Source organism: Coxiella-like endosymbiont, from assembly GCF_024730665.1.
Lineage (GTDB): Bacteria > Pseudomonadota > Gammaproteobacteria > Coxiellales > Coxiellaceae > Coxiella.
The window spans coordinates 959,939-983,990 of record NZ_CP084737.1 but is presented as its reverse complement, the minus strand read 5'-3'; the positions used below and the strand labels follow the sequence as shown (position 1 = coordinate 983,990).

Genomic DNA, 24,052 nt, shown 5'->3' with positions numbered 1-24,052 from the left:
AGCAAAAAGAGGCCTAAAAAAATATATAAACCACTGTGACAGCCAACCAATGCGGTAAATACCACCGTTTGAGCCACCGGACAGGGGAGGCGAATAAATAAGCAACAACCACACTAATTGCTACAGGCAATAAATACTGTCCAAAAAATTCAATGAGCAAAAATCCAAAAAGTAAAGTAAAAAATAAAGCTAATGCTTCAGGATCTGAAAAATGTTTTGCAAACCAGTTAGAAATATCTTGCAAAATAGGGTTATTATTACACACTAATGTTGAGTCTCTATAGTTTTGATCAGTTGAATCATTTCCATCGCTACATCAACCGTTTGAGCTCCTTTATTTCCATGGTCACCACCTGCTCGAGCGAAAGCCTGCCCTTCGTTTTTAGTGGTCAATACACCAAAAATAATAGGAATTTCGTATTCCAAGGCAACTTGTTGACATCCCAAACTAACTTGTTCGCAAACGTAATCATAGTGACTAGTCTCACCCTGAATGACAGCTCCCAAACAAATAATGGCCTTATAATTTTCCGTTTTTGCCAGCCGCTTTGCTATTAATGGGATTTCCACAGCGCCTGGTACCCAGAACGTTTTAACTGTTTGATCAGGAATACCGAACTCGGTCAAACGCGCAATAGCGCCATCCAATAATTTTTTCGTTACCTGTTCGTTAAAACGACCTACTACAATGGCGATTTTAATTGGCTGTGTCATTTATCATCTCTGCCAAATTTAACAGATGTCCAAGCTTTTCACGCTTTGTCTGCAAATAACGAATGTTATCGCACGTCGGCGCAGTTTCCAATGCCACTCGTTCGACCACCTCAATGCCATACCGTCGCAAACTTTTTAGTTTGTCGAGATTATTTGTTAACAGGCGAATTTTTTGTATGCCTAACGCACGCAACATTTGGGCTGCCAATCCATAATCCCGCATATCAGCCCCAAAGCCCAACTGATAATTAGCTTCCACCGTATCCCATCCTTCTTCTTGCAGGGCATAGGCTTTTATTTTATTAGCCAAACCAATACCTCGGCCTTCCTGACGTAAATAAAGCAAAACACCACCTTGTGTGGAAATTTCGTCAATAGCGGCGTGCAATTGCCACCCGCAATCACAGCGTGCCGAACCAAACACATCACCCGTTAAACATTCTGAGTGCATGCGCACTAAACAAGCTTTATCCGCTTCAATTTTTTCGTTAATCAATGCAATATGTTCTAAATGGTCAATACGACTGCGGAAGGCTTTAATTCTAAATTTTCCACGATTTTTAACTGGTAATGTTGAAGCAGAAATTTCGTCAATTAGTATTTCATTGTTAATCCGATAAGTAATTAAATCGTGAATACTAACCAGTGGCATATTGTGTTTTTCTGAAAAGTCATATAAATCAGGTAATCGTGCCATACTGCCATCTTCTTTTAAAATTTCACATAACACGGCTGCCGATTTTAATCCTGCCAAGCGGCACAAATCGACACCACCTTCTGTATGCCCTTGTCGCATTAACACGCCACCATCTTTCGCTTTTAATGGGAATATATGGCCTGGCATCACTATATCACCCGGCTTACTGTTTCCATCAATAGCAATTTGGATAGTTCGTGCTCGATCTTGCGCTGAAATTCCCGTCGTGACATCATAGGCGGCCTCGATGGATACACCGAATGGAGTTTGGTATCGCGAGCGATTTCGTACCACCATCATCGGAATATCCAATCGTTCGAAGTCACACGCTAACATTGGCAAACAAATTAATCCTCGCCCATAAAGCGTCATAAAATTGATATGTTCTGATGTCACATGTTCAGCTGAGACAATCAAATCGCCCTCATTTTCGCGTGATTCATGATCAACCAAAATAATCATTTTGCCTTGTCGCAGCGCTTCAAGAGCAATTTCAATAGTATCAAATGATTTGCGCATGCTGTATTCTCTCCTGAGTAGTTTTAATAATTATTTTTGCCACCATATCAAATTCAATATTCGCCTGTTGACCGAGTTTTAAATCACATAGATTTGTTTGTTCCAGCGTATGGGGAATTAACATGACGGAAAAATCACCTTTCATCACTTCATTAATGGTTAAACCTACGCCATTGACCGCTATACTACCCTTTTGAATTAAATAAATTCGCGATTTATCCGAAATACCTTCAAAATTCAGTTGAATAAATCCAGCTTGTTTTTTTTGTGTACCCAGCATAGCGGTCTGGTCGACATGCCCTGAAACAAAATGCCCTCCTAGCCGGTCTGTTAGGCGTAATGCGCGTTCTAGATTCACCCGTTCTCCTATTTGGTAATTTCTCGCTTTTGTACAACCCAATGTTTCTCTAGATAAATCACAAGAAAAACTACCAGATTTTATCTGTACTACCGTCACACAAACTCCATCCACTGCAATACTTTCACCCCGTTGTAAGTTGCGAAAATGACTACTAACCCACAACACCGTGAGATCGGCCAATTTTTCGATTGAGTGTATAACACCACAATGATCAATAATACCAGTAAACACAATATATCCTCAAAGTGCTAAGCCTTCACGATTATCTGGACGGACACTCCTATATTTTAGCTGTATCAATATGGGGGTGTCCGTCCAGATATCCATGCTCCTCGTTTTCTCGGATATAAAAAAACGCGCCGGCTGAGAGCTTCTCCAACCCAAATTAGCTTCCCTTCAAAGAACGGAAATAACAAAGACGTTCAACCTTCTTTCATCCGGACTTTAACCGTCACTCTAGAATTTACTATCAACGCACCAGGCCTGTTTTCTCAAATCGAGAAAGCTTGCGCTATATTTCAAAGAAACCCACAGTCAACAGAAAACCCTTCCATCCAGTCCTGAAAGTATTTATCCTACTGTAGCAAAGATAAACCATTTAAGTCAACAGATTGAAGGAAATACATTTGTGTGTGATTTAGGATAGAATCCTAAATGAGATGAAGGCAAAAAATCAAACAATTTCAAAACATGAAGAGGTAGTTTTATTGCAGCTTGAGTATCTTCTGGAGACTTAATATGCTAGTTTCCAAGAGATATCACCTCTAGACTATGGCGAATAAAGACGGGTTTCCTTAGGAGAAGGAAAGAAGCTATGGATTACTCGAATCATTTAATTCAGTAAAGTAGTTTAAACATCAATGAGCATATTATCATACCTCGTGAATCAAATATTGCGTGCCTGTACGAATCAGGAAAAAGAAAAAGGAAACGGAAATGTCATAAAAATTGAACCTCACAGACAGTATCCTTCCCATATTGATGCCATTGGATAGCATGTTCCAAAAAAGAAAAAGGTGTTTTAAAAGCTGAAGTAGCACAGACTCCGAGGATTTTTGGAGAAATATAAATCAAGGCGCGATTGAGTAAGTTTTTGCTTAGGAAGGATTCAAAACAATAGCCACCAGCTTCAATCCATAAATCGTGGATGCCATCGTTACCAATAACATCGAGTATCTTACTCAAATCTAAAACGCCCCTTCTTCCAGTTATTTCGATACATCGAATGTTTCTATCGATCAGTGCTTGTTTTCGTTTTTCATCTGCTTGTTTCTCATGAAATATAATGATTTTTTCTGCTGATTCATGAATCATCGCGGTAAATGGTAAACGGAGATTGGAATCTAGGATATAAATCGTTTTTTTTATTTCCTTACCATACAAACGCACATTTAATTTTGGATCATCTTTCAAGATGGTATTAATTGTAGTTAACAGCGCATCGCTTTTCTTACGATATTCAAAAGTATACTTTTTTAGCTCTTCCCCTGTTAACACAACGGGTTCACCTTTGGACCCTGCGATTTTCCCATCCAGACTTAACGCTAATTTTGCTGTTGTCCAAGGACGTTTGTGTTTCGTCCAATGACGATAACTTTCATAAAATGCGTTAATTTCAGGTAATTCAATAAAGAAACAACGAATTCCTGCTTTTTCTAATTGTTGAGCTCCATTACCTGACACAACAGAATTTGGATCTCGTAATCCATAATAAACTGATTTAATACCGGATTGAATAATCAAATCGGTACAGGGAGGCGTCTTTCCATAATGACAACAAGGTTCTAAAGTCACATACAAATCGCAATCCTTTGCATCTTCTCCAGCAGATCGGATGGCTTCTACTTCCGCATGAGGAAGACCACTTCGTTTATGAAAACCCGTTGCGATAATTTTATCTTCTTTCACCAACACCACGCCTACGGCAGGGTTAGGAGCACAAAATCCGCGCCGTATTTTTGCTAACGACAAGGCTTTTCTTAAATAAGAAATCAGAAAATCATTTATCATTTTAATAATGATTGCAGATTATCGCTAAAAATCAATCCTATAAGAAAAAATAAACGACTAGCTAACTGTATATTATTCTGTATAAACCAATAAATAATAGGGAGCGTCTCTTGAATCACCTTGATTCTTTGTAACACTAATTGTTTATAGGGTAGACGAATGGAAATACAGTGATGTATTTTCAAAAGAGATCCCCAATAATTACTCAACCACATATTAAAAATTGCGCTCAATAAATTTCTTCCTTTTCTACGCATGGTATGCAAGCAGGCATAAAAAATGAAATTAGGGATAATGGCACGTGAAACGACCAATGCCCTTTTAATACTTGAACAACTACCTCGGATAATTTTGTGTATCTGGATTAGTAGTTTTTAATGCAATATTGACGCCCACTTTTGATTTTTCGATCTCTTGAAAACATTCAGCTAACAGGTATGTGTTCATCAGTAAATGTTATACTAAACCAACTGCCTAGCCCAATGTATACCATTTTCGATACAAAATCATGCCATTAGTAGTGAAGACCTAATCACGGGTCATGAAAAATGACTACCTTCTCGTTGCGCGTTAACTGTACGTTAAATTCCACCCATTTCACACTCAACTCTTTCACCTTTCAAATAGAAGCCGGTATATTTTCAGGTATGGCTAAAAGTACACTCCAATGTACGATTATCTTTGATAATTTGAGTTTCATTTTTTTCTAAAACAGTGCTTACATCCTACCAAAAACCTTGCTACTATTGTGGCAATTTTTCTCGGATCTAAAGATTCAGGATTTGTCTATGCCAAAAATACTTAATAACCGTCACTATACCCATGAAAGGTTAATGCGCTATGCTAGAATGCTTGGTTTTGGCGACATCCATATAAAAATTGATTCAAATACAGGGCTACATGCTATCATTGCTGTTCACAGTACAAAGCGTGGCCCCGCCATTGGCGGTTGTCGTTTCTACTCTTACCATTCTATTGATCTGGCCCTAAAGGATGCGATTCAGCTTGCTTACATGATGACTTTGAAAGCAGCTTTTACTGATTTACCACATGGCGGTGCAAAAGCAGTCATTTTAAAACCCTCTAAAATTATAAATCGCGAAGCACTCTTTCGCTCTTTTGGGTATTTTGTGCACCATATCAATGGTCGTTATATTACAGCCATGGATATTGGCACGACCACCCAGGATATGGATATCATCGCCGAATGCACGCCACATGTTATCGGTGCAGCAGGAACTGATAAATTACAAAGCGATCCTTCACCATTTACCGCACGCGGCATTTTTCTTGGCATTAAGGCGGCTGTTAAATTCAAATTAAATCGTGATACGATAGAAGGATTACATGTGGCAATCCAAGGCGGCGGTAAAACTGCTTACAGTTTGGCTCGTTTTCTGCGTCAAGCCGGTGCAACCATTTCTATGTGTGATACCAAACTAGAGGCCACTCAACAATTTGCGGATGAATTTCAAGCACGTGTTGTCCCACCAGAAACAATTTATGATGTTCCATGCGATATCTTTTCACCCTGTGCTATTGGCGGGGTTATTAACCTAAATACACTCAACCGTCTTCAGACATCTATCATCGCAGGCTCTGCCAACAATCAATTAGCCCATCGGAAATATGGGATTATTGCTCATCAGCGAGGACTTTTGTATGCACCCGATTATGTGATTAATGCCGGTGGTTTAATTCAAGCAGCATCCGTTCACGATTATCACAATATCGATATTGCCAATCGATTAATTGATAACCTCTATGATTGTCTTTTAGAATTATTTGATCGCTCAGCAAAAGAAGATATTCCTACCACTGAAGTAGCTGATTTGATAGCCAAAGAGAAACTGACAGCAACTTCTAACCAGCTGGAGAGTGTATGATATGACAGCGAAAATGATGACAGTAGCTAATTTTTCGATTCCTTATTTACGATTTCTCGATGCAAACAGTCATCCTACCCAGCTCTTTCCTGAATTCGTAAATCCCGATAGTTTACTTTACCTCTACCGCCAAATGGTTCTAATCCGTCATTTCGATAATAAAGCCGTCAGTTTGCAACGCATCGGTAAAATTGGCACTTTTCCTTCATCGCGTGGACAAGAAGCCGTAGGAGTAGGTACAGGTAATGCTATGCAAGAAGAAGATATTTTTTGCCCTTATTACAGAGATCAAGGAGCCTGTCTTGAACGCGGAATAAAATTGTCGGAACTTTTAGCTTACTGGGGGGCGACGAGCGCGGAAGTCATTATTCCAATCCTCATGTGAAAGAAGATTTTCCTAATTGTGTTCCTATTGCAGCGCAATTATTACATGCAGCTGGTGTAGCTTACGCGGTGAAATATCGTAAACAAAAACGCGCCGTACTAACTATTTGCGGTGATGGAGGGACCTCTAAAGGGGATTTTTATGAGGCTATTAATTTAGCTGGCTGTTGGCAATTGCCTTTGGTATTTATAGTTAATAATAATCAATGGGCCATTTCAGTAGCTCGCTCTCAACAAACCTCTTGCCAGACATTGGCACAGAAAGCCATTGCAGGCGGGTTCAAAGGTTTTCAAGTTGATGGCAATGACATCATTGCAGTGCGTTATGCTGTTTCAAAAGCCTTGGAAAAGGCTCGCTATGGTGGTGGACCCACGTTGATTGAAGCAGTTACATATCGTTTATGCGATCACACCACCGCTGATGATGCGACACGTTACGCGCCTTCGGAAGAATTTAAAGCTGCGTGGAAAATAGAGCCAATCTCTCGCCTTAGACACTATCTCGAATCTCAACATTTGTGGTCTAGAGAAAAAGAAGCAGAACTGCAAAAAGAACTAGCTCAAGAGGTCGGACAGATTATCGAAGAATTTTTGAATATACCACCACCAAAATCAACGGACATATTTGATTATTTATACGCGGAACTTCCACAGTCACTAAAGAAACAACGTGAAGAATTTTCCGAGTGTGAAATATGAGTAAAATTACCTTGATTGAGGCCGTTAATCAGGCACTCGCTTATGAAATGACAAAAGATGATTCTGTTATCGTTCTAGGTGAAGATGTCGGCATTAACGGTGGTGTTTTTCGTGCAACAGTAGGTTTACTTAAAAAATTTGGAACCGAGCGGGTATTAGATACCCCTTTAGGGGAAAGTATGATTGCTGGTATCTCCGTAGGAATGGCGACTCAAGGGCTAAAACCCGTAGCTGAATTTCAATTCGAAGGTTTTATTTACTCTGGTTTAGACCATATCCTTAGCCATGCTGCGAGAATGCGTAATCGAACGCGGGGACGTTTGCATTGTCCCATCGTTTATCGCGCTCCTTTTGGAGGCGGCATTCATGCACCAGAGCATCATTCCGAGAGCATGGAAGCCTTATTTGCCCATATCCCTGGTCTACGCGTTGTTATTCCTTCTTCTCCGGCTCGGGCTTACGGTCTATTGTTAGCTTCCATTCGCAATCCAGACCCTGTTCTCTTTCTCGAACCGAAGCGGATTTATCGCTTAGTGAAGCAAGAAGTTCCCGATGATGGTAAGGCATTATCACTCGATCTCTGTTTTTTATTGCGTGAAGGAGATGATATCACTTTAATCACTTGGGGCGCTATGATCAAAGAAACTTTGGAAGCTGCAGAAGCCCTTGCCGCTCAAAATATAGAGGCTGAAGTCATTGATGTCGCTACAATTAAGCCATTAGACATGGAGACAATTTTACAATCCGTGGAAAAGACTGGGCGCTGCGTCATCATCCAGGAGGCACCACTCACTGGTGGTGTTGGCGCAGAAATCGCTGCTGGTATTGCTGAACGCGGATTATTGTCATTGTTAGCTCCTGTCAAACGCGTAGCTGGTTATGATACGGTGATACCGTACTTCAAATTAGAAAAAATATATGCCAAGCACTAACCGTATTATCAAAACTATACAATCAGTGTTGGAGTGCTCCTTATGAAAATATTCAAATTACCTGACCTAGGTGAAGGATTGCCGGATGCTATCATTCGAGAATGGTACATTAAAGTGGGTGACGAGGTAGATGTGAATCAACCGTTACTGGCAATGGAAACAGCAAAAGCATTAGTGGACGTGCCTTCCCCCTTTATAGGTAAAGTTAAAAAATTATATGGTGAAACTGGCGATACGATCGAAACGGGACATCCGTTGATTGGGTTTGAAGGAGAAGCTGAAGAACCTGAAAAATCGAAAGATGCAGGCACTGTTGTGGGAGTAATTGAATCTGGTGAAACCGTCCTACAAGAATCCGTGTTTGGCATTTCCGACAAACTTACTAAAAAAAATCTATCAAAGCAATTCCTGCTGTTCGTATGCTGGCAAAAAAATTGGGAGTCGACCTTTCTTCTATCACGCCTAAAGGCAGCATGATACGTGCTGAGGAAGTTAAGGAAGCAGCCCAACTACCAGAAACCTCTAAACACCACAAAGTCGAAGGGAAATTCACTCCATTATCAAATGTTCAGCGGGCAATGGTGCAGAGCATGTCTCAATCCCACCGAGGCGTGGTGCCAGTAAGTTTAATGGATGATGCAGATCTACATAGCTGGTCGGGGAAACAAGATATTACTCTTCGATTAATTCGGGCTATTGAAGTAGCTTGTAAGGAAGTACCGATTATGAATGCTTATTTCGACGGTGAGGCCATGCGATATCAATTAAACGAATCTATCAATGTAGGCATGGCGGTAGATACACCACACGGCCTGTATGTTCCGGTGTTGAAAGATATTGCCAGAATCAACGATGCCGAGTTGCGCCAAAAAATCAATCTATTTAAAGAACAAGCTCAAAGCCGAAGTTTCCCACCAGACGATCTACAAGGAAAAACCATCATGCTCTCCAATTTCGGCACTGTTGCTGGCCGCTACGCCAATCCCATATTGATTCCACCGATAGTAACTATCATTGGTGTTGGACGTATACGGGATGCGGTTGTTCCAGAAAATGGCAGTCCTGCTATTCACCGAATACTGCCGCTTTCTGTGACAAGCGATCACCGCCTTATAAGTGGCGGTGAAATTGCTCGCTTTTTAAAGATATTAATTGTTTCACTTAAAACTTTCCACCTCAAGGTTTAATTTATTTCTTAATTTTTCGTTAATGATAGAATAAATAAGATTCCACAAAATTTATCAATAAATACCTACGTTTTATTAATATTTTAATTTTCTATCATTTAGAGAAATTAAAATTGACTTAGCCCTAATTAGTTTCCATCGGCAGAATTCTTATACCCATGGTGAACGTTTTTAGATGAATCAACAGAGGAACTCTAATAAGGCCTTTCAATCTTCTCGGTGGTAGGCTTGCTAACGAAATCTTGATCCTATCTTCTAAACTCTTTTAACATTTACTCTTTTCTCGGCTCAACACATGGGCTATCATCGCAACAATTAGGATAGGATTTTACCTTCATGACCGTCGAATTTCACGTACCAAAATTTAACCCACGTTCGTCCATCAATCCGATATCCATGAGAATTAATTCGTAATCAACTATTTTTAATTTTTTCTAATGTTTCTCGGCAGTTAAAGTGACACCAACTATACACTTATACACTCAATCTCTTCTAAGTAAAGCCTTTTCAATAGTTTGAAATAATTTATCATCTTCGACTAACATACGTACATCCTTTTAATGTTTCAAATTTTTTGTTTTTAGTTTAATCGACATAATCGCATTTTTAAGGTAATTCGAAGTTGAGAAGACACTATTTCACAGCGGATATAAATCAGATTGATCCTTTATTTATTGGCTGATAACATAAATTTCTTCACTAAAATGGAGATAAGTCTTTTCGCGATACTTAACTTAATCCAACCTTAGTCATTTTCATAAGCATTGGTATAAATCGGTGGCATCATTCGATTCAAACGATCAAAAATAGTACCATCTATCTTTAGGTAATCTAAATATCAAAACCCTTCTGAAATTTTCAGTAAAGTTTCGTCGTCCTCAACAAAATAAACAAATACATCGATGCTATCTTTCCTGTAAATTTAACTGCATTACTGACTAGATTAAGAAAAATAAAACGAATATAACTAAGGTTAACCGATTGTATATTAAGCAGCGATGGAACATAATGTACACTAGTGCTAATTCTCTTTTGACTAACTTGATTATGGAAAAGAGAATGGAAAATTTTACTATAAAAGTAATTAATCATCTTAAGTCAAACTAAGAACATCTTACTTTCAACTTTTTCACTTCAAGACGAATAAGATCTGGAATATTTTCAACAAAATTTAAAAATAAATGAACCGTATATTCAAATCATTAATTAACGCCCACTACTCTTTTGCATATTCACACATATTTAAAATTTAGGCCATACCTAAAATGCTATTAATAGGTATACATAAATCATGACCAACATTGTCAATAGACTCAGATTTTTTCTGATCCGACAATGCAGCTTATAGCTTCTTCGCTTTTAGTAATTTTGTTCATCAGAACGACTAAAATACATGTGATTGTAGTTTTGCCGATCTTCCCCCATGTGTTTTTCGGGATGAAGAAAGAACACGCTATAGTGGTCGCAAGGCAGATGTACCACAACGATCCTATATTTGATAAAGAATTATGAGAATCTCTTTTATAGATAAGGATATCGCATACACTCACACTCTATCACCTTTCTGCAGAAATGAAAATTCAAAGAATGATTGTCATGTATACTCTTACATAAATGTGTCAATTAGTCTGCCCACACACGAGCATTGCGAAACATCCGCATCCATGGACTCATCTCTTTCCATTCTTGAGGATGCCAGGATAATTGCACGGTGCGAAAAACACGCTCTGGATGAGGCATTAAAATTGTGATGCGACCATCAGGTATGGTAAGTCCTGTAATGCCCTCTGGACTGCCATTGGGGTTAGCCGAATAAATTTCTGTGGGTTGACCATTATAATCCACATAACGTAAGGCAATAAGCTTATTCTTATTATTTTCTATGAGTTGCCCCCTTTTTTTTGAAAGACAGCCCGTCCTTCACCGTGAGCAACAGCGATCGGTAACTGGCTTCCTGCCATATCTTTGAAAAAGATAGATGGTGACTCAGAAATTTCAACTAAAGCTAAACGCGCCTCAAATTGTTCTGACGTATTGCGCTCGAAAGCTGGCCAATTTTGAGCTCCAGGAATTAAAGATTTCAAATGAGAAAAGAGTTGGCATCCATTGCAAATTCCCAAAGCAAAACGATCAGAATTATGAAAAAATGAAGCAAATTCGTCTCGCATTTTGGAATGCATTAAAATTGATTGTGCCCATCCACGACCGGCTCCTAACACGTCACCAAAAGAAAAACCACCACATGCTACGAGTCCCTTAAAATCCACTAAATTAACTTCACCGCTTAATAAATCACTCATATGTACGTCTACGCTCTCAAAACCCGCTAAATAAAATGCTGCTGCCATTTCACGATGACCATTAATTCCTTGCTCTCGTAAAATAGCTACACGCGGTGGTTTGCCTTTGTTAAGATAGGGTAAAACAATATCTTCTTCGATATCAAAAGTGGCTATCGCGGTTAATCCCAAATTTTTTTTGTTTAATGAATAATCAAATTGTTGCTTGGCACAGTCCGGATTATCTCTAAGGGATTGCAAACGATAACTTGTTTCGCTCCACCACTTTTGGAGTGTCGTGCGGGTTTCTTGATAGAGTATTTTTTCTTGAAAATTAATCACTATTTCATCCGAATCATTAGTCTCCCCAATAATATGGGCATGGGCTTTTAAACTAATTTTCTCCAGAGTAGTGAATATTTCCTCCACATTTTCTTCTTTGACTTGAATGACGGCGCCCAGTTCTTCAGTAAATGCACTAGCTATCGGATGAGTGCCTAGTGAATCTAACTTAATAGTAACGCCTATACGTCCAGCAAAAGCCATTTCACAAATTGTAACGAATAAACCACCATCAGAGCGGTCGTGGTAGGCTAATAATAATTTTTTTCGACTGAGAAATTGAATTACTTCAAAGAAATGACGTAACAAAATAGGGTCATCAACATCGGGTGGTTGTTGACCCAATAAATTATACGTTTGTGCTAAGCATGATCCACCCAATGAATTAGCGCCACCCCCTAAGTCAATTAACAATAACTTGGTTTTTACTCTTGCTTCTATTTGTAATTGGGGTGTTAGTGTATTACGTACATCAATCACAGGTGCTATCGCGGTAATAATTAGTGAGAGGGGGATGTAACGGTTTTATTTTGGTCTTCATCCACCCAAGTAGTCTTCATAGATAACGAATCTTTTCCTACAGGAATACAAATCCCTAATGCGGGACACAATTCTTTGGAAACGGTTCGCACCGCTTCATACAAACCCGCTCCTTCCCCTGGAGCATCTGCTGCAGCCATCCAATTCGCCGATAATACCAGGTGAGACAGTGTTTCAATGGATCCAGCGGCGGCTATATTAGTGATGGCTTCTCCTATCGCCATCCGTGCTGATGCTGCCGGATGAATAATAGCTATGGGGGACCGCTCACCAATAGCTAAAGCTTGTCCTTGAAATCCTGTAAAACTGTGAGTGATTACGGCAACATCAGATACGGGTACTTGCCACGGCCCTACCATTTGATCTCGGACGACCATTCCTCCTACTGTCCTATCACCAATCGTAATTAAAAAACTTTTATCGGACACGCAAGGGTATTGCAAAATGCGTTTTACCACTTTGGACCAATCCAAATCTGTACTCTTAACATCGAAAGATTGCATCCAATCACTGCTGACATCCCATGTCTTAATTTGTTCACCATGGTTTCCCTTCATCATTCTGCAGCTTGACCGATAAGAAAATAAACCTACCTGAGAAGAAGTAATATTCTCTGCAGGCTGAAATGGCAACGCAAGCTGTTTATCTGCACATTGCAAAGGCGGGATATCTTTAAACAACAAAGATAATGGAAGATTAATAGGCTGATTATTAAAATACTCATCATTTACAATTAGCTTTTTATTCCGCGTAGCTCGACCAACCACAGCGAAAGGACAACGTTCTCGTTTAGCAATATTATGAAAGACTCTCAACGATTCTGCTCTAATAGCCAACACAAATCGCTCTTGCGCTTCATTGCACCAAATTTCAAGTGGGGTCATTCCGGGTTCTACGCTAGGTATATCCCGTAATTCAAATTCACCACCACATCCTGTAGTATAAACCAATTCCGACAATGCATTCGATAATCCTCCCGCACCGACATCATGGATGCTTAAAATTGGATTATCACTCCCTAAAGAAGTGCAAACGTTAATGACCTCTTGTGCCCGACGTTGCATTTCTGGATTGGATCGTTGAACTGAAGCAAAATCTAAAGATTCTGTAAATGCTTCACTATTTCGCGAAGAAGCTGAACCCCCACCTAACCCAATCAACATTGCAGGGCCGCCCATAATAATTAATAATGCACCCTCGTCAAAATTTTCTTTTTCAATTTGAGAATGACGAATATGACCAATGCCGCCAGCAATCATAATAGGTTTGTGATAGCCATGTTGACCATATTCCAACGTTCGAAAATAACCACAAACATTCGGTCGCCCAAATTCATTATTGAATGAAGCAGCGCCAATGGGTCCATGTAACATGATGTCTAACGCAGATGCCAATAATTTCGGTTTACTTTTTTCTATTTCCCAAGGTTGTAAAAAACTAGGAATTTTCAGGTGTGATACAGAAAATCCGGTCAATCCCACCTGACTTTGCGCGCCTCGTCCTGTGGCCGCTTCATCACGAATTTCGCCGCCACTGCCAGTCGCCGCACCTGCAAAAGGTGAAATAGCAGTTGGATGATTATGCGTTTCTACTTTTAGCACAGTGTGTATGAACTCTTTTTGTATCCCATAAAGATTGTTAGCTGGATTAATAGAAAAATGATCCATTGTAGAACCTTTTATAACCGCCGCATTATCTCGGTAAGCTACCATCACTTGGTCAGGATGTGTTTTATGCGTATAACGAATCATTGAGAATAAAGATTCATCTTTGTGTTGTCTATCAATCGTCCATTCCGCATTGAAAATTTTATGTCGACAATGTTCGGAATTTATTTGAGCGAACATCATTAACTCAACGTCAGTAGGATTACGATTTAATTTCTTAAAAGCACTTAATAAATAATTAATATCATCATTACTTAAAGCTAATCCAAAATTTTGATTAGCTTCTTTTAATGCTATTTCTTCTTTTTCTAGAAGATTGATTGAGTTAAACGTTTTAAATAAAGGATACTCAAATAATAATGCCAAATCATCGGCGGAAAATAAAATGGATTCCACCAAAGGATCATATAATTCTAAAATGATAGCCTGCGCACTCTGTTCATCAGTTGGTGAGATTCCTTGCACAACATAGTAAATTCCCCTTTCAATTCGATTAACGGGAATTTTACAGTTATTGGCGATATCAGTGGCTTTCGATGACCAAGAAGAAATCGTCCCTATTCGAGGCACGACCCAAAAGGCGCAATCTTCGCTGGATTGGGAATGATGACAAAAATAAGCATTAGGCAATAAGCATTCTAACCGATCTAGATCATTACTATTTAATCGACTGTCATCACAATCAACAAAATAACCAAATTTCGCTTTAATAGCCCGAATACTAGGCTCCTTTTGCTGTAAACTGGAGAAAATTTGTTGTTGGCGAAATGCAGTATAGGCGTTAGCGCCCTGTAAAAATAGCATAATTAAACCTCAAAAATAAAAGTGACATCTTATCATCTCAAATTCATCTCATCTTCCCACTATAAAAGCAGAAATCTTAAAACATAATGAACTCAATATTAAAAATATCTTCGCGCTCCAATCCATCGCTAACAAACTACTTTAAAAATAACGGAATAATTTATTTTTTCTCAATGCCAGAAATCCCTCTCTTACTATATCCTATATGAAATATCACATAAACTTGACAGTATATTACTTCCACCAGAGCTCTATCGACTAATGTCCATTTTATAACTATTAATAGGAAAAGTAGCTGTTTCTGGCGCGTTTATGGTTTATTATAGTATAGGAGCTGCCAAAGCGATCCATTCAACAAATGGCTTCGTGATTTGCCGTAACTACATTAGTCTTTTTGGTTAAGGAACTTTTTTATACTGTTTTTTATACTGTAAACTACTAGATAGCGCTTTTTGCGTGGATTATCTTTGAAATTTTTCATGTCACACATTTTTGATAAATGATTCGTGTACTTTTATCTATTTGAAAGAAGCTGGGAATTTATTTTAGTATATTGATTTTTAAAATATTTTACACATAATATCGCTGCTTCTACTGTTTTCACAAAAAGAAACACCATTCCCAAAGACAGACAAAATAAATCATTTCGCATAGCATTTCGCGAATTAGACTTTTCATGACGTCTTCTTGGAAATATTCAGAATTCGTCTTTTCAAAGCGACCCATGTACTCGAAAACACCGTAAAGCTGATTGTTTCTGCGCTTAGAGAAATCTTCATGAGTTCAATATCCGTTTGCACTTGAGTTACTCACAATTTTAAACTCAGTTTTTAATGTCAGTTGATAAGTACTGCTAAGTAACCTTGTCCCGTTCACTCAAGACTGCAGCTCTAGACTCCGCGTGTGCTGCTCTACAGTCTTTGGATTCATTCTCTGCTTTCTTTCTAGTTTTTCTGCAAAGAAGCGTGTTAAAAGTAATACGAGCCACGTTAGGTGTCTACTCTATAATTCAGTGCAATAACCGTAGAATACGAACTAAACTTTTTAGCAGAAATAATCAATAATCAGCTTTCCATCATCATTAAGCTGGTATTACCGCCAGCAGCAGTGGTGTTAATAGTGAGAGTACTTTCAATGCAAAATCGAGGCAAATAATGTGGGCCACCGGCCTTGGGCCCAGTGCCTGACAACCAACTCCCTCCGAAAGGCTGGATACCAACGACGGCGCCTATAACGTTTCGGTTAACATAGATATTACCTGCGTGGATGCGACTTTGGATATGGTCGATGGTTGCTTCGATGCGACTTTGGATACCAAACGTTAAACCATAACCCAGCGCATTAATGTCATCGATGACTTTATCCAGATTCCGCTTGCGATAACGAAGCACATGCAAAATAGGACCAAACACTTCTCCTGTGATCAAATCCAAACTTGGCAATTCATAAGCTTGTGGTGCGACGAAAGTACCGTGCCCAGTTTCAGGTGATAAATCTACTTTGTAAATTAATTTTGCTTCTTGCTGCATAAAAGCTTCATGTTTTTGTAATGTTTTTTGTGCTTTAATATCGATGACAGGGCCGACATCCGTTGACGACAACATCGGGTCTCCTATTTTCATTTCTGCCATCGCGCCCGACAACATTTTTATCACATTGTCCGCAATTTCATCTTGGAGATATAGAATTCGAAGTGCTGAACAACGCTGTCCTGCGCTATCGAAAGCGGAAGTTATAACATCATGGACTAACTGTTCAGGTAAAGCTGTCGAGTCGGCGATCATAGCATTAATTCCTGAAGTTTCTGCAACAAAAGGTATAATAGGACCAGAACGATTAGCAAGCGTTTTTTGGATATGTCGCGCCGTAGCCTCCGAGCCTGTAAAAATAATGCCGTTAATTTTAGAACTTTCAATCAAGGCTTGTCCAACAGTGCTACCCAATCCTGGCATCAATTGCAAAATTTTTCTCGGTACGCCAGCTTCATAAAATAGTTGTGTCACTCTGGCAGCCGTTAAAGGAGTTTGGCCAGAAGGTTTGGCAATAACAGCATTTCCTGTCACTAATGCCGCTGCAATCTGGCCTGTAAAAATAGCAATAGGAAAATTCCACGGGCTGATACATAAAATAATACCGCGCCCATTCATGCGAAGCACATTAATTTCACCAGTATAGCCTGGTAACTTAACATCGCTTAAATGTTTCTCTGCTTGCAGAGCATAATAACGACAAAAGTCTGTGGCTTCTCGTACTTCTGATAACGCATTCAAAAGAGTTCGTCCTCCTTCCCGAATGACAATGGCCATCAATTCTGCCTGATGTTCTTCTAGTAAATCGGCCATCCTTCGTAAAATAGCGGCACGCACTATAATCCCCTTTTGATCCCATGCTGAAAAAGCTAATGACGCTACTTCAATAGCTTCTTTCACATCTGATGCATCAGCTAATTCAATCACGCCTATTTGCCGGCGATTATCCGACGGATCAAAAACTGGCTGGCCATTTTTCATTTCACGCAAAAACGGTGATGCTTCCCAGGTTTTATTCAATGCCTTTTTAATATCTTCATTCAGTGGCATTAATTCAGAAAAATTACTGAGATCTGTTCCTACTGAATTCATGCGTTCTTTTCCGAAAATGTTTTTTGGCAATGGGATTTTTGGATTAGGAATTTTTTTCAATAACTCCACTTTTTGAAATGGACTTTGAATAATCTGAGAAATAGGGACGGTTTGATCTACAATCCGATTCACAAATGAACTATTAGCACCGTTTTCTAAAAGACGTCGTACTAGATAAGGCAACAAATCTTCGTAGTACCCTACAGGAGCATAAATACGGCAGGGCAAATGTAATTTATTAACGACGTAATGATACAGAGCTTTTCCCATTCCTTGCAGATTTTGAAATTCAAAGTCGTAATTATCATAATCATGATTCATCAGAGTTAAAATAGCTGCAACAGAATAGGCATTATGCGTCGCAAATTGAGGATAAATAGCCCGTTGTGCGCTTAACATTTTTTTTGCGCATGCAATGTAAGAGATATCCGTATTCACTTTACGCGTAAAAACAGGATAATTAACAAAGCCTTCCATTTGCGTGACTTTAATTTCTGAATCCCAATAAGCCCCTTTTACCAATCGGATAGGAATACGCCGTTTTTGTTGGTGCGCTAAATCAATAAGCCATTCAATTAACGGTAGAGCCCGTTTTTGATACGCCTGAACAGCTAACCCTAACCCTTCCGATTTTTCAAAAGCCTTATCTTTAAATAATCCTGCAAAAACATCTAATGAAATATCCAATCGATCCGCTTCTTCAGCATCAATTGTCATGCCAATTTTTTGTTGTTTTGCATGTAACGCCAATTCTTTAGCGCGATTAATTAAAAAAGGCACGGCTAATTCACGTTTTTTAAATTCATAGCGCGGATATAAAGCAGACAGTTTCACTGAAATGCTAGGCCCCTCATAAATATTTTCAGCAGAACGGGTTTTGCCTAACATGCTGATAGCCTGAAAATAGGAATTGTAATAACGATCAGCATCCACCTGCGTTCGCGCCACTTCACCTAGCATATCATAAGAATAATGAAATCCCTCTCTCAATGCGTTTTGAGAACGTTGAATAGCCTCATTAATGGTACGTCCTAATACAAATTGTTCGCCCAATAATTTGATTGCCTCACGCACTACTTTACGAATAACAGGCTCTCCACTTTTTCGGATCAGATTATGCCAAATAGTTTTAAATTGCCCGGCTTTTTCTTTTTTTAACACTTTCGCTGAAAGAGCTAGCCCCCACGTGGCGAAATTGACAAATGTAGATTCACTGGCGCCGACGTGTTTCTCCCACGTGGCGCTGGTGAGCTTGTCACAAATTAATAAATTTTCGGTTTCTTTATCGGGCACGCGCAACAATGCTTCTGCCAGGCACATTAACACAATACCCTCTTCAGTGGATAAGTCATATTGCCACATCAATCCCTCAATGCCTCCTTTTTTGCTTTCCTGTTTGCGTATTTTGATAACTAGTTTTTCTGCAAATTGATTCACAGCACGTTCAACTTCTGTTGTAAAATCAATAATGTTTAGCAAATATTCGACACATTCAGTTTCATCCATTCGATATGCTATATTTAACAGAGGACGCACTGAATCTACTGATAGGGATTTTTCATAAAAAAGTAGGGATTGATCGGTCATTATTCTTCTCAGATTATTCTTGAAGACGTTTAAAACTAGCTTCAAATTCTTCTTTAGCTTCGCTTTTCTCAAACCATCCTTTTACTTTTGCCCATTTATTAGGTTCTAGCTCTTTATAATGTTCAAAAAAACAGGCAATGTTATCTAACAACAACGGAGAAACATCTTTCAAAGACTGAATATACTCATATTCGCGACAAGCCTTTACCAAAGGTACCGCTAAAATCTTGCTATCATTCCCGGATTCATCTTCCATTTTCATCATACCCACAGCTCTCACCCGTATCAATGTACCTGGTTGTATAGGCGCTGGGGTTAATACTAACACATCCAGCGGATCACCATCTTCTCCAAGCGTACTCGGCACGAACCCGTAATTACAAGGATAACGCATCGAGGTCAGCATAAATCGATCCACAGTCAAGATCTGCAATTCTTTGTCATATTCGTATTTAACTTCGCCACCATTTGCCGATATTTCAATAATGACATTAAAATCGTGAATACCTTTTCCAGCAGAAACAGTCGTCGGTGCCATAATAACTCCTTACCTATAAACGAAAACGGCAATAGTATAACTCCAAAGGTTAGATAAGCGAATACCTCGGCAAAACGGAAGGCGAGCTATAGCGAACCTGATTCCCTCTGTCATAACTAAAAAATTGTATAAATGTACTTAAACTACAGGAAATAGAGCGATTACAATAGTGGATAGTTAGCCGTATTCCAAGTTAACGCATGACGTCACCGTTTTCATAAATGAGTGTGAGCTCCCTTTTATTTTTTTTACTTGTTTAAAAATTAAAATAACTTTTATAGTTTTCTAGTTTGCATAATCTCTCTTTTTAATTTTTTTTGACGATGAGTACAAAATTACTTTCAAGATCTTAAAGTGCTACTTTTCTAAAAATGCTAAAAAATCGAGGCGTTGCTGATAGAGTGATGCCAACGCTATGTCCGCATTTTTTACCACTCTGCAAAAAAGGAGTACTAAAAACCTATAAAACCTATAATCTCTATATAATCCCTAGATTCACCATATCGCCATTTTCACATTATGGCTGTGACCGACTATCTTGAATAAACAGCCATTCCTTATCATACTCCCGTTATCTTCACTCTTTCGTTACACCTCCTCATCTTCTATAATCCTGAAACCATAGACCATCACAGCGAAGACAAGAATACAGCGAAAAGGATAAAGTCCTTAGATGAAAATTTCAAGCTTCGTAGATAAGAACTTTTGAATATATAAGAAATTTAAAATAATTTAGATTAAAACTAACATAATCCTACCTAAAAATTCTAATTATCAAGTATAAATACAGTAACATACTTATCAGCTTTCATCGTCGTATCTGAAAAAAATTTTTCAAGATCCATGCACATTCTTCTACCAAAATACCTCCTCTCCAATCAATGCGGTGATTAAGACGAGGTTCTTCTAATAATTGAAAAACACTGGTAACTGCACCTGCGCGGATGTCATATGCACCAAAAAATAGGCGCTTTATACGTGCCTGAATCATAGCTCCTAAGCACATAGCACAAGGTTCTAAAGTGACGTAAAGCGTAGTATCAATTAAACGGTAATTGCTAATCTTCGCAGTAGCCCTTCGTAATGCGACTATTTCTGCATGAGCAGTAGGGTCATTTAAAGTGATTGGTTGATTAGCCCCTTCGCTAAGGATCTCATTTTTTTTACCAAAACCGCTCCAATCGGTACTTCATTATTCCTTTCAGCCTCTTTGGCTAGCAATAAAGCTCGCCGAATAAAAAATGTATCAATTTTACTCATGCAATTCAATTGAACTGTTCTATAAATTTTATGATTTTATATAGATCTCCTTCTCTTTCGCTAATAAAATAATACCAAACAGAAGAAATAAATCCATTTCCTTGAAAAAGAAGTAAGTTATAAGTAATTATCACCTAGGAATTAAGAACGATATTACTATGCTGATCGCGGAACGCTATATACAAAGTAGTCAGCTCAAGAAAGGCAAACAATATTGTGACGAAACCGATATTGATGTCTCTGCACTTGTGTCCATATCTGTACCGAAACAAGCTCATCCTTTTAATGTGGCTCACTCTTCTGATTTTTTAGATCTACGGAGAAGAAATCAGACCCCATGCGGAAAGAAGAAGCTCATGCGTTTCCAGACCGAGCCAGAAATATCCCGTAGTTGTTCTCTTTCTTTATACACAATCTCAGTTAATGAATTGAACATCCTACCGTGGATTGATTTTACCTATCTCGATACTTGATTCATAATCTATATTAACACTTCCTTTGTGCAAGCCCCTCAATCCAGAGAAACGCTGAACGTTATTAGAAAACATATCATGAAAATGTTAAAAGATTTCTTGCAAGATAATGTCCGACCGCCCTGCAGGCTATTAAATACTCCTTTTCCCTTCTCTTATACGCCTATCGATCTTGATTATTGATTCACTCTGCAAAAAATGCCACTATTACGCCTCATTTTGATATATAAAAGGCACAAATGGAACAATGGAGAAAATTAGAACGGCTGTCATCGGCGTGGGTTATTTGGGGCGGTATCATGCGGAAAAGTATGCCATTTTACCACAGACTGAGCTTGTGGCAGTTTGCGATATCGATTATGAGCATTGTTATTCGAAAGCCAAAGAACTCAATGTGGAGGCAGTCATCAATTATCAGTCATTACTAAGACTAGTAGATGCTGTAAGCATTGCTGTTCCTACACCTTTACACCATCGGATCGCACGATTTTTTTAGATAACGGTATTCACGTTCTTTTAGAAAAACCTATCTCCACCACGCTGGAAGAAGCAGATGATCTTGTTACCATAGCCAAAAAAATCAAGTCATTCTTCAAATCGGTCATCTTGAACGCTTTAACAATGTAGTTAAAGCGGTGGAACCTCTAATCTCCAGTCCGCGTTTTATCGAATCATTGCGTCTGGCGCCCTTCAAATTGCGTGGAAGCGACGTAAATGTCATTTTAGATTTAATGATTCATGACATTGATATTATTCAATCGATCGTCAAATCAGATATCCAAAATATTTCAGCCAATGGTGCTTCTGTACTATCAGCTTATATTGATATTGCGAGTGCCCGTATCGAATTCACCAACGGGTGTGTTGCGAACTTAACAGCCAGTCGTGTCAGCCTGAAAATAGAGCGGAAATTACGCATCTTCCAACATGATAATTATATTGCAATTGATCTCGATCATAAAAAAATGACTATCCATCGCAAAGGAACACAAGAGATGTTTCCCGGTATCCCAGAGATCACCCGTCATGTAGAACGATTTAATAAAGGTGATGCACTGTTAGATGAGATCTCTGCGTTTTTACATTCCATTATTCATAAAAAGCCGCCATTAGTTTCCGGAGAAGCAGGTAAAACTGCCTTAGCAATTGCCTTAGAAATTTCCTTAATTGTTCATCGAACCAATGAACAATTTTCGATTTTACCGGTAGAGACTTAAAATGACTGAACTTTCCAAACAGATTCTCATGATCGCTGGCGAAGCTTCCGGCGATTTGTTAGGAGCCCATCTAGCAAAATCGTTAAAAACCCTTGATTCAACTATCTCACTGACAGGTGTTGGTGGGAAACAAATGCGAGATGCAGGCGTAAACATTTTCATCAATGCTAATCAGCTTGCGGTTGTTGGTTTATTTGAAGTGTTCAAGCATTTAAATGTCATTCTTTCTGTCAGGCAAGAATTAAAAAATCGTTTTAAAAAACACCACCAGATTTAGTAATTTTTATTGATTATCCGGGTTTTAATTTACACATGGCAAAACACGCTAAAAAAGCTGGTATTCCGGTGCTTTACTATGTAAGTCCTCAAACTTGGGCATGGCGCTATGGTCGTGTTAAAAACATAAAAAAATATGTGGATCGTATGGCGGTTTTATTTGCTTTTGAAGAAAAACTATACCAACGGGAAAATATACCGGTTAACCTTGTCGGTCATCCACTAGTTGATATTGCCGTACCTTCGCTCTGCCGGGAAGAAGCTTACCAACAATTTAATTTATCACCTGATAAACCGATTATTGGTTTATTTCCTGGTAGTCGTTATAATGAGATTAGGCGTTTATTGCCGGTTATCGTGCTAGCTGCCCGCCTAATCCAACAGAGAATGCCACAGGTGCAATTTGTATTACCATTAGCACCAAATTTATCGATGGATGATATTCGAAATTATTTATTCCCCGATATTAAAGTCGTCAAAAATAATATCTACAATATATTACCACTTTGCAACGCAGCCATTGCAACCTCAGGCACAGTAACTTTAGAAATTGCCTTACATCAAGTTCCTTTTGTTATCATCTACAAAGTTGCTCTTCTCACTTATTGGCTGGTTAAAAACTTAATTCATGTTCCTTTTATTGGCTTATCCAACTTAATCGCTGAAACCAGAGTGACGCCGGAATTCATCCAAAAAGCAGCCACACCAGAAGCTATTGCCAACGAAATTTGTCATTTATTAGAAGACTCCCTCTATCGTCATCATTGTTTAACCCAATTAAAACCTATTAAAGAAAAATTAGGTGATGGAGGGGCATCGATGAAAGCGGCTCGCTTAGCATTAGAGATGCTATATTTATCAACGAAGTCAGAAAAATCTCCATAAAGCCAGGACGAAACTGCAAAGAATATACTGCTAATCAATAAGAGATGCAGTAGATTCAGTCTATTTTTCTCTTTCCACTATTCATGTGAAACAAAAAGTTGAGCAATTTAGGAATTTTATTGTCAAATTATTTTTCCAATCAAGTAAATAGCAAAATCAGCAATTGGTATTCTA

Annotated in this window: 15 protein-coding genes and 4 pseudogenes; 8 read left to right on the top strand and 11 right to left on the bottom strand. The window is 38.8% G+C overall.

Features of this window, described 5'->3' with window-relative positions:
• Positions 1-13 precede the first annotated feature (13 nt).
• From LG660_RS04505 to ribD, 5 genes are all read right to left on the bottom strand, one after another.
• Entirely contained in the window at positions 14-265 is a 252-nt protein-coding gene (locus LG660_RS04505) for a hypothetical protein (RefSeq protein WP_507136696.1), read from the bottom strand.
• Positions 265-714, bottom strand: coding sequence for a 6,7-dimethyl-8-ribityllumazine synthase (gene ribH / locus LG660_RS04230; protein ID WP_258267398.1), 450 nt, complete (start codon positions 712-714; stop codon positions 265-267). The genes LG660_RS04505 and ribH overlap by 1 nt, the downstream gene beginning before the upstream one ends.
• A complete protein-coding gene (gene ribB / locus LG660_RS04225; protein ID WP_258267397.1) occupies positions 698-1,930 on the bottom strand; it encodes a 3,4-dihydroxy-2-butanone-4-phosphate synthase in 1,233 nt (410 codons plus the stop codon). Before ribB ends, ribH begins: the two co-directional genes overlap by 17 nt.
• Positions 1,914-2,522, bottom strand: a complete 609-nt coding sequence (locus LG660_RS04220) for a riboflavin synthase (RefSeq protein WP_258267396.1) — start codon at positions 2,520-2,522, stop codon at positions 1,914-1,916. Before LG660_RS04220 ends, ribB begins: the two co-directional genes overlap by 17 nt.
• Before the next feature lie 708 nt (positions 2,523-3,230).
• Complete coding sequence (ribD, locus tag LG660_RS04215) at positions 3,231-4,301, bottom strand: bifunctional diaminohydroxyphosphoribosylaminopyrimidine deaminase/5-amino-6-(5-phosphoribosylamino)uracil reductase RibD (RefSeq protein ID WP_258267395.1); 1,071 nt, start codon at positions 4,299-4,301, stop codon at positions 3,231-3,233.
• Between the two features lie 737 nt (positions 4,302-5,038).
• Here ribD and LG660_RS04210 point away from each other — a divergent pair.
• The 5 genes and pseudogenes from LG660_RS04210 (at position 5,039) to LG660_RS04190 (ending at position 9,389) form a co-directional block, all read left to right on the top strand.
• A complete protein-coding gene (locus LG660_RS04210; RefSeq protein WP_258267394.1) occupies positions 5,039-6,187 on the top strand; it encodes a Leu/Phe/Val dehydrogenase in 1,149 nt (382 codons plus the stop codon).
• 1 nt (position 6,188) lies between these two features.
• Positions 6,189-7,270, top strand: a pseudogene (gene pdhA / locus LG660_RS04205) (pyruvate dehydrogenase (acetyl-transferring) E1 component subunit alpha).
• A pseudogene (locus LG660_RS04200) lies at positions 7,267-8,248 on the top strand (alpha-ketoacid dehydrogenase subunit beta). Before pdhA ends, LG660_RS04200 begins: the two co-directional pseudogenes overlap by 4 nt.
• Positions 8,245-8,679, top strand: a complete 435-nt coding sequence (locus LG660_RS04195; RefSeq protein WP_258267393.1) for a biotin/lipoyl-containing protein — start codon at positions 8,245-8,247, stop codon at positions 8,677-8,679. Before LG660_RS04200 ends, LG660_RS04195 begins: the two are co-directional and overlap by 4 nt.
• The gene (locus tag LG660_RS04190) at positions 8,622-9,389 is read left to right on the top strand and encodes a 2-oxo acid dehydrogenase subunit E2 (protein ID WP_258267392.1); all 768 of its coding nucleotides are present in this window, start codon (positions 8,622-8,624) and stop codon (positions 9,387-9,389) included. Before LG660_RS04195 ends, LG660_RS04190 begins: the two co-directional genes overlap by 58 nt.
• A 1,623-nt stretch (positions 9,390-11,012) precedes the next feature.
• Here the strand turns inward: LG660_RS04190 and LG660_RS04470 are convergent.
• From LG660_RS04470 to LG660_RS04165, 6 genes are all read right to left on the bottom strand, one after another.
• Complete coding sequence (locus LG660_RS04470; RefSeq protein ID WP_373566687.1) at positions 11,013-11,234, bottom strand: phosphoribosylformylglycinamidine synthase subunit PurQ; 222 nt, start codon at positions 11,232-11,234, stop codon at positions 11,013-11,015.
• A 35-nt stretch (positions 11,235-11,269) separates the two neighbouring features.
• Positions 11,270-12,490 (bottom strand): phosphoribosylformylglycinamidine synthase subunit PurQ, encoded by a 1,221-nt coding sequence (locus tag LG660_RS04465; RefSeq protein WP_373566686.1) that lies wholly within the window; start codon positions 12,488-12,490, stop codon positions 11,270-11,272.
• 20 nt (positions 12,491-12,510) lie between these two features.
• The gene (gene purL, locus LG660_RS04180; RefSeq protein ID WP_373566685.1) at positions 12,511-15,021 is read right to left on the bottom strand and encodes a phosphoribosylformylglycinamidine synthase; all 2,511 of its coding nucleotides are present in this window, start codon (positions 15,019-15,021) and stop codon (positions 12,511-12,513) included.
• A 1,064-nt stretch (positions 15,022-16,085) separates the two neighbouring features.
• Positions 16,086-19,229: a bifunctional proline dehydrogenase/L-glutamate gamma-semialdehyde dehydrogenase PutA gene (gene putA / locus LG660_RS04175; protein ID WP_258267391.1), complete on the bottom strand. Its 3,144-nt coding sequence runs from the start codon at positions 19,227-19,229 to the stop codon at positions 16,086-16,088.
• A 13-nt stretch (positions 19,230-19,242) separates the two neighbouring features.
• Positions 19,243-19,767, bottom strand: a complete 525-nt coding sequence (gene ppa, locus LG660_RS04170) for an inorganic diphosphatase (protein ID WP_258267390.1) — start codon at positions 19,765-19,767, stop codon at positions 19,243-19,245.
• Between the two features lie 808 nt (positions 19,768-20,575).
• On the bottom strand, positions 20,576-20,893 hold the full coding sequence (locus LG660_RS04165) for a nucleoside deaminase (RefSeq protein WP_258267750.1): 318 nt from the start codon (positions 20,891-20,893) through the stop codon (positions 20,576-20,578).
• 292 nt (positions 20,894-21,185) lie between these two features.
• On the opposite strand from LG660_RS04165, the gene LG660_RS04160 reads away from it, so the two are divergent.
• The 3 genes and pseudogenes from LG660_RS04160 to lpxB all read left to right on the top strand — a co-directional run bounded on the left by LG660_RS04160 (position 21,186) and on the right by lpxB (position 23,878).
• Positions 21,186-21,500: a hypothetical protein gene (locus LG660_RS04160; RefSeq protein WP_258267389.1), complete on the top strand. Its 315-nt coding sequence runs from the start codon at positions 21,186-21,188 to the stop codon at positions 21,498-21,500.
• Positions 21,501-21,747: 247 nt separating this feature from the next.
• Positions 21,748-22,717, top strand: a pseudogene (locus LG660_RS04155) (Gfo/Idh/MocA family protein).
• Position 22,718: 1 nt separating this feature from the next.
• Positions 22,719-23,878: pseudogene (gene lpxB, locus LG660_RS04150) on the top strand (lipid-A-disaccharide synthase).
• Positions 23,879-24,052 lie beyond the last annotated feature (174 nt).

Coding starts and splice junctions, on each gene's coding strand:
- ribD (WP_258267395.1), bottom strand. CDS start 4,301: ATGATAAATGATTTTCTGATTTCTTATTTAAGAAAAGCCTTGTCGTTA.
- ribB (WP_258267397.1), bottom strand. CDS start 1,930: ATGCGCAAATCATTTGATACTATTGAAATTGCTCTTGAAGCGCTGCGA.
- LG660_RS04160 (WP_258267389.1), top strand. CDS start 21,186: ATGCTGATCGCGGAACGCTATATACAAAGTAGTCAGCTCAAGAAAGGC.
- ppa (WP_258267390.1), bottom strand. CDS start 19,767: ATGGCACCGACGACTGTTTCTGCTGGAAAAGGTATTCACGATTTTAAT.
- LG660_RS04190 (WP_258267392.1), top strand. CDS start 8,622: ATGCTGGCAAAAAAATTGGGAGTCGACCTTTCTTCTATCACGCCTAAA.
- putA (WP_258267391.1), bottom strand. CDS start 19,229: ATGACCGATCAATCCCTACTTTTTTATGAAAAATCCCTATCAGTAGAT.
- LG660_RS04195 (WP_258267393.1), top strand. CDS start 8,245: ATGAAAATATTCAAATTACCTGACCTAGGTGAAGGATTGCCGGATGCT.
- ribH (WP_258267398.1), bottom strand. CDS start 714: ATGACACAGCCAATTAAAATCGCCATTGTAGTAGGTCGTTTTAACGAA.
- purL (WP_373566685.1), bottom strand. CDS start 15,021: ATGCTATTTTTACAGGGCGCTAACGCCTATACTGCATTTCGCCAACAA.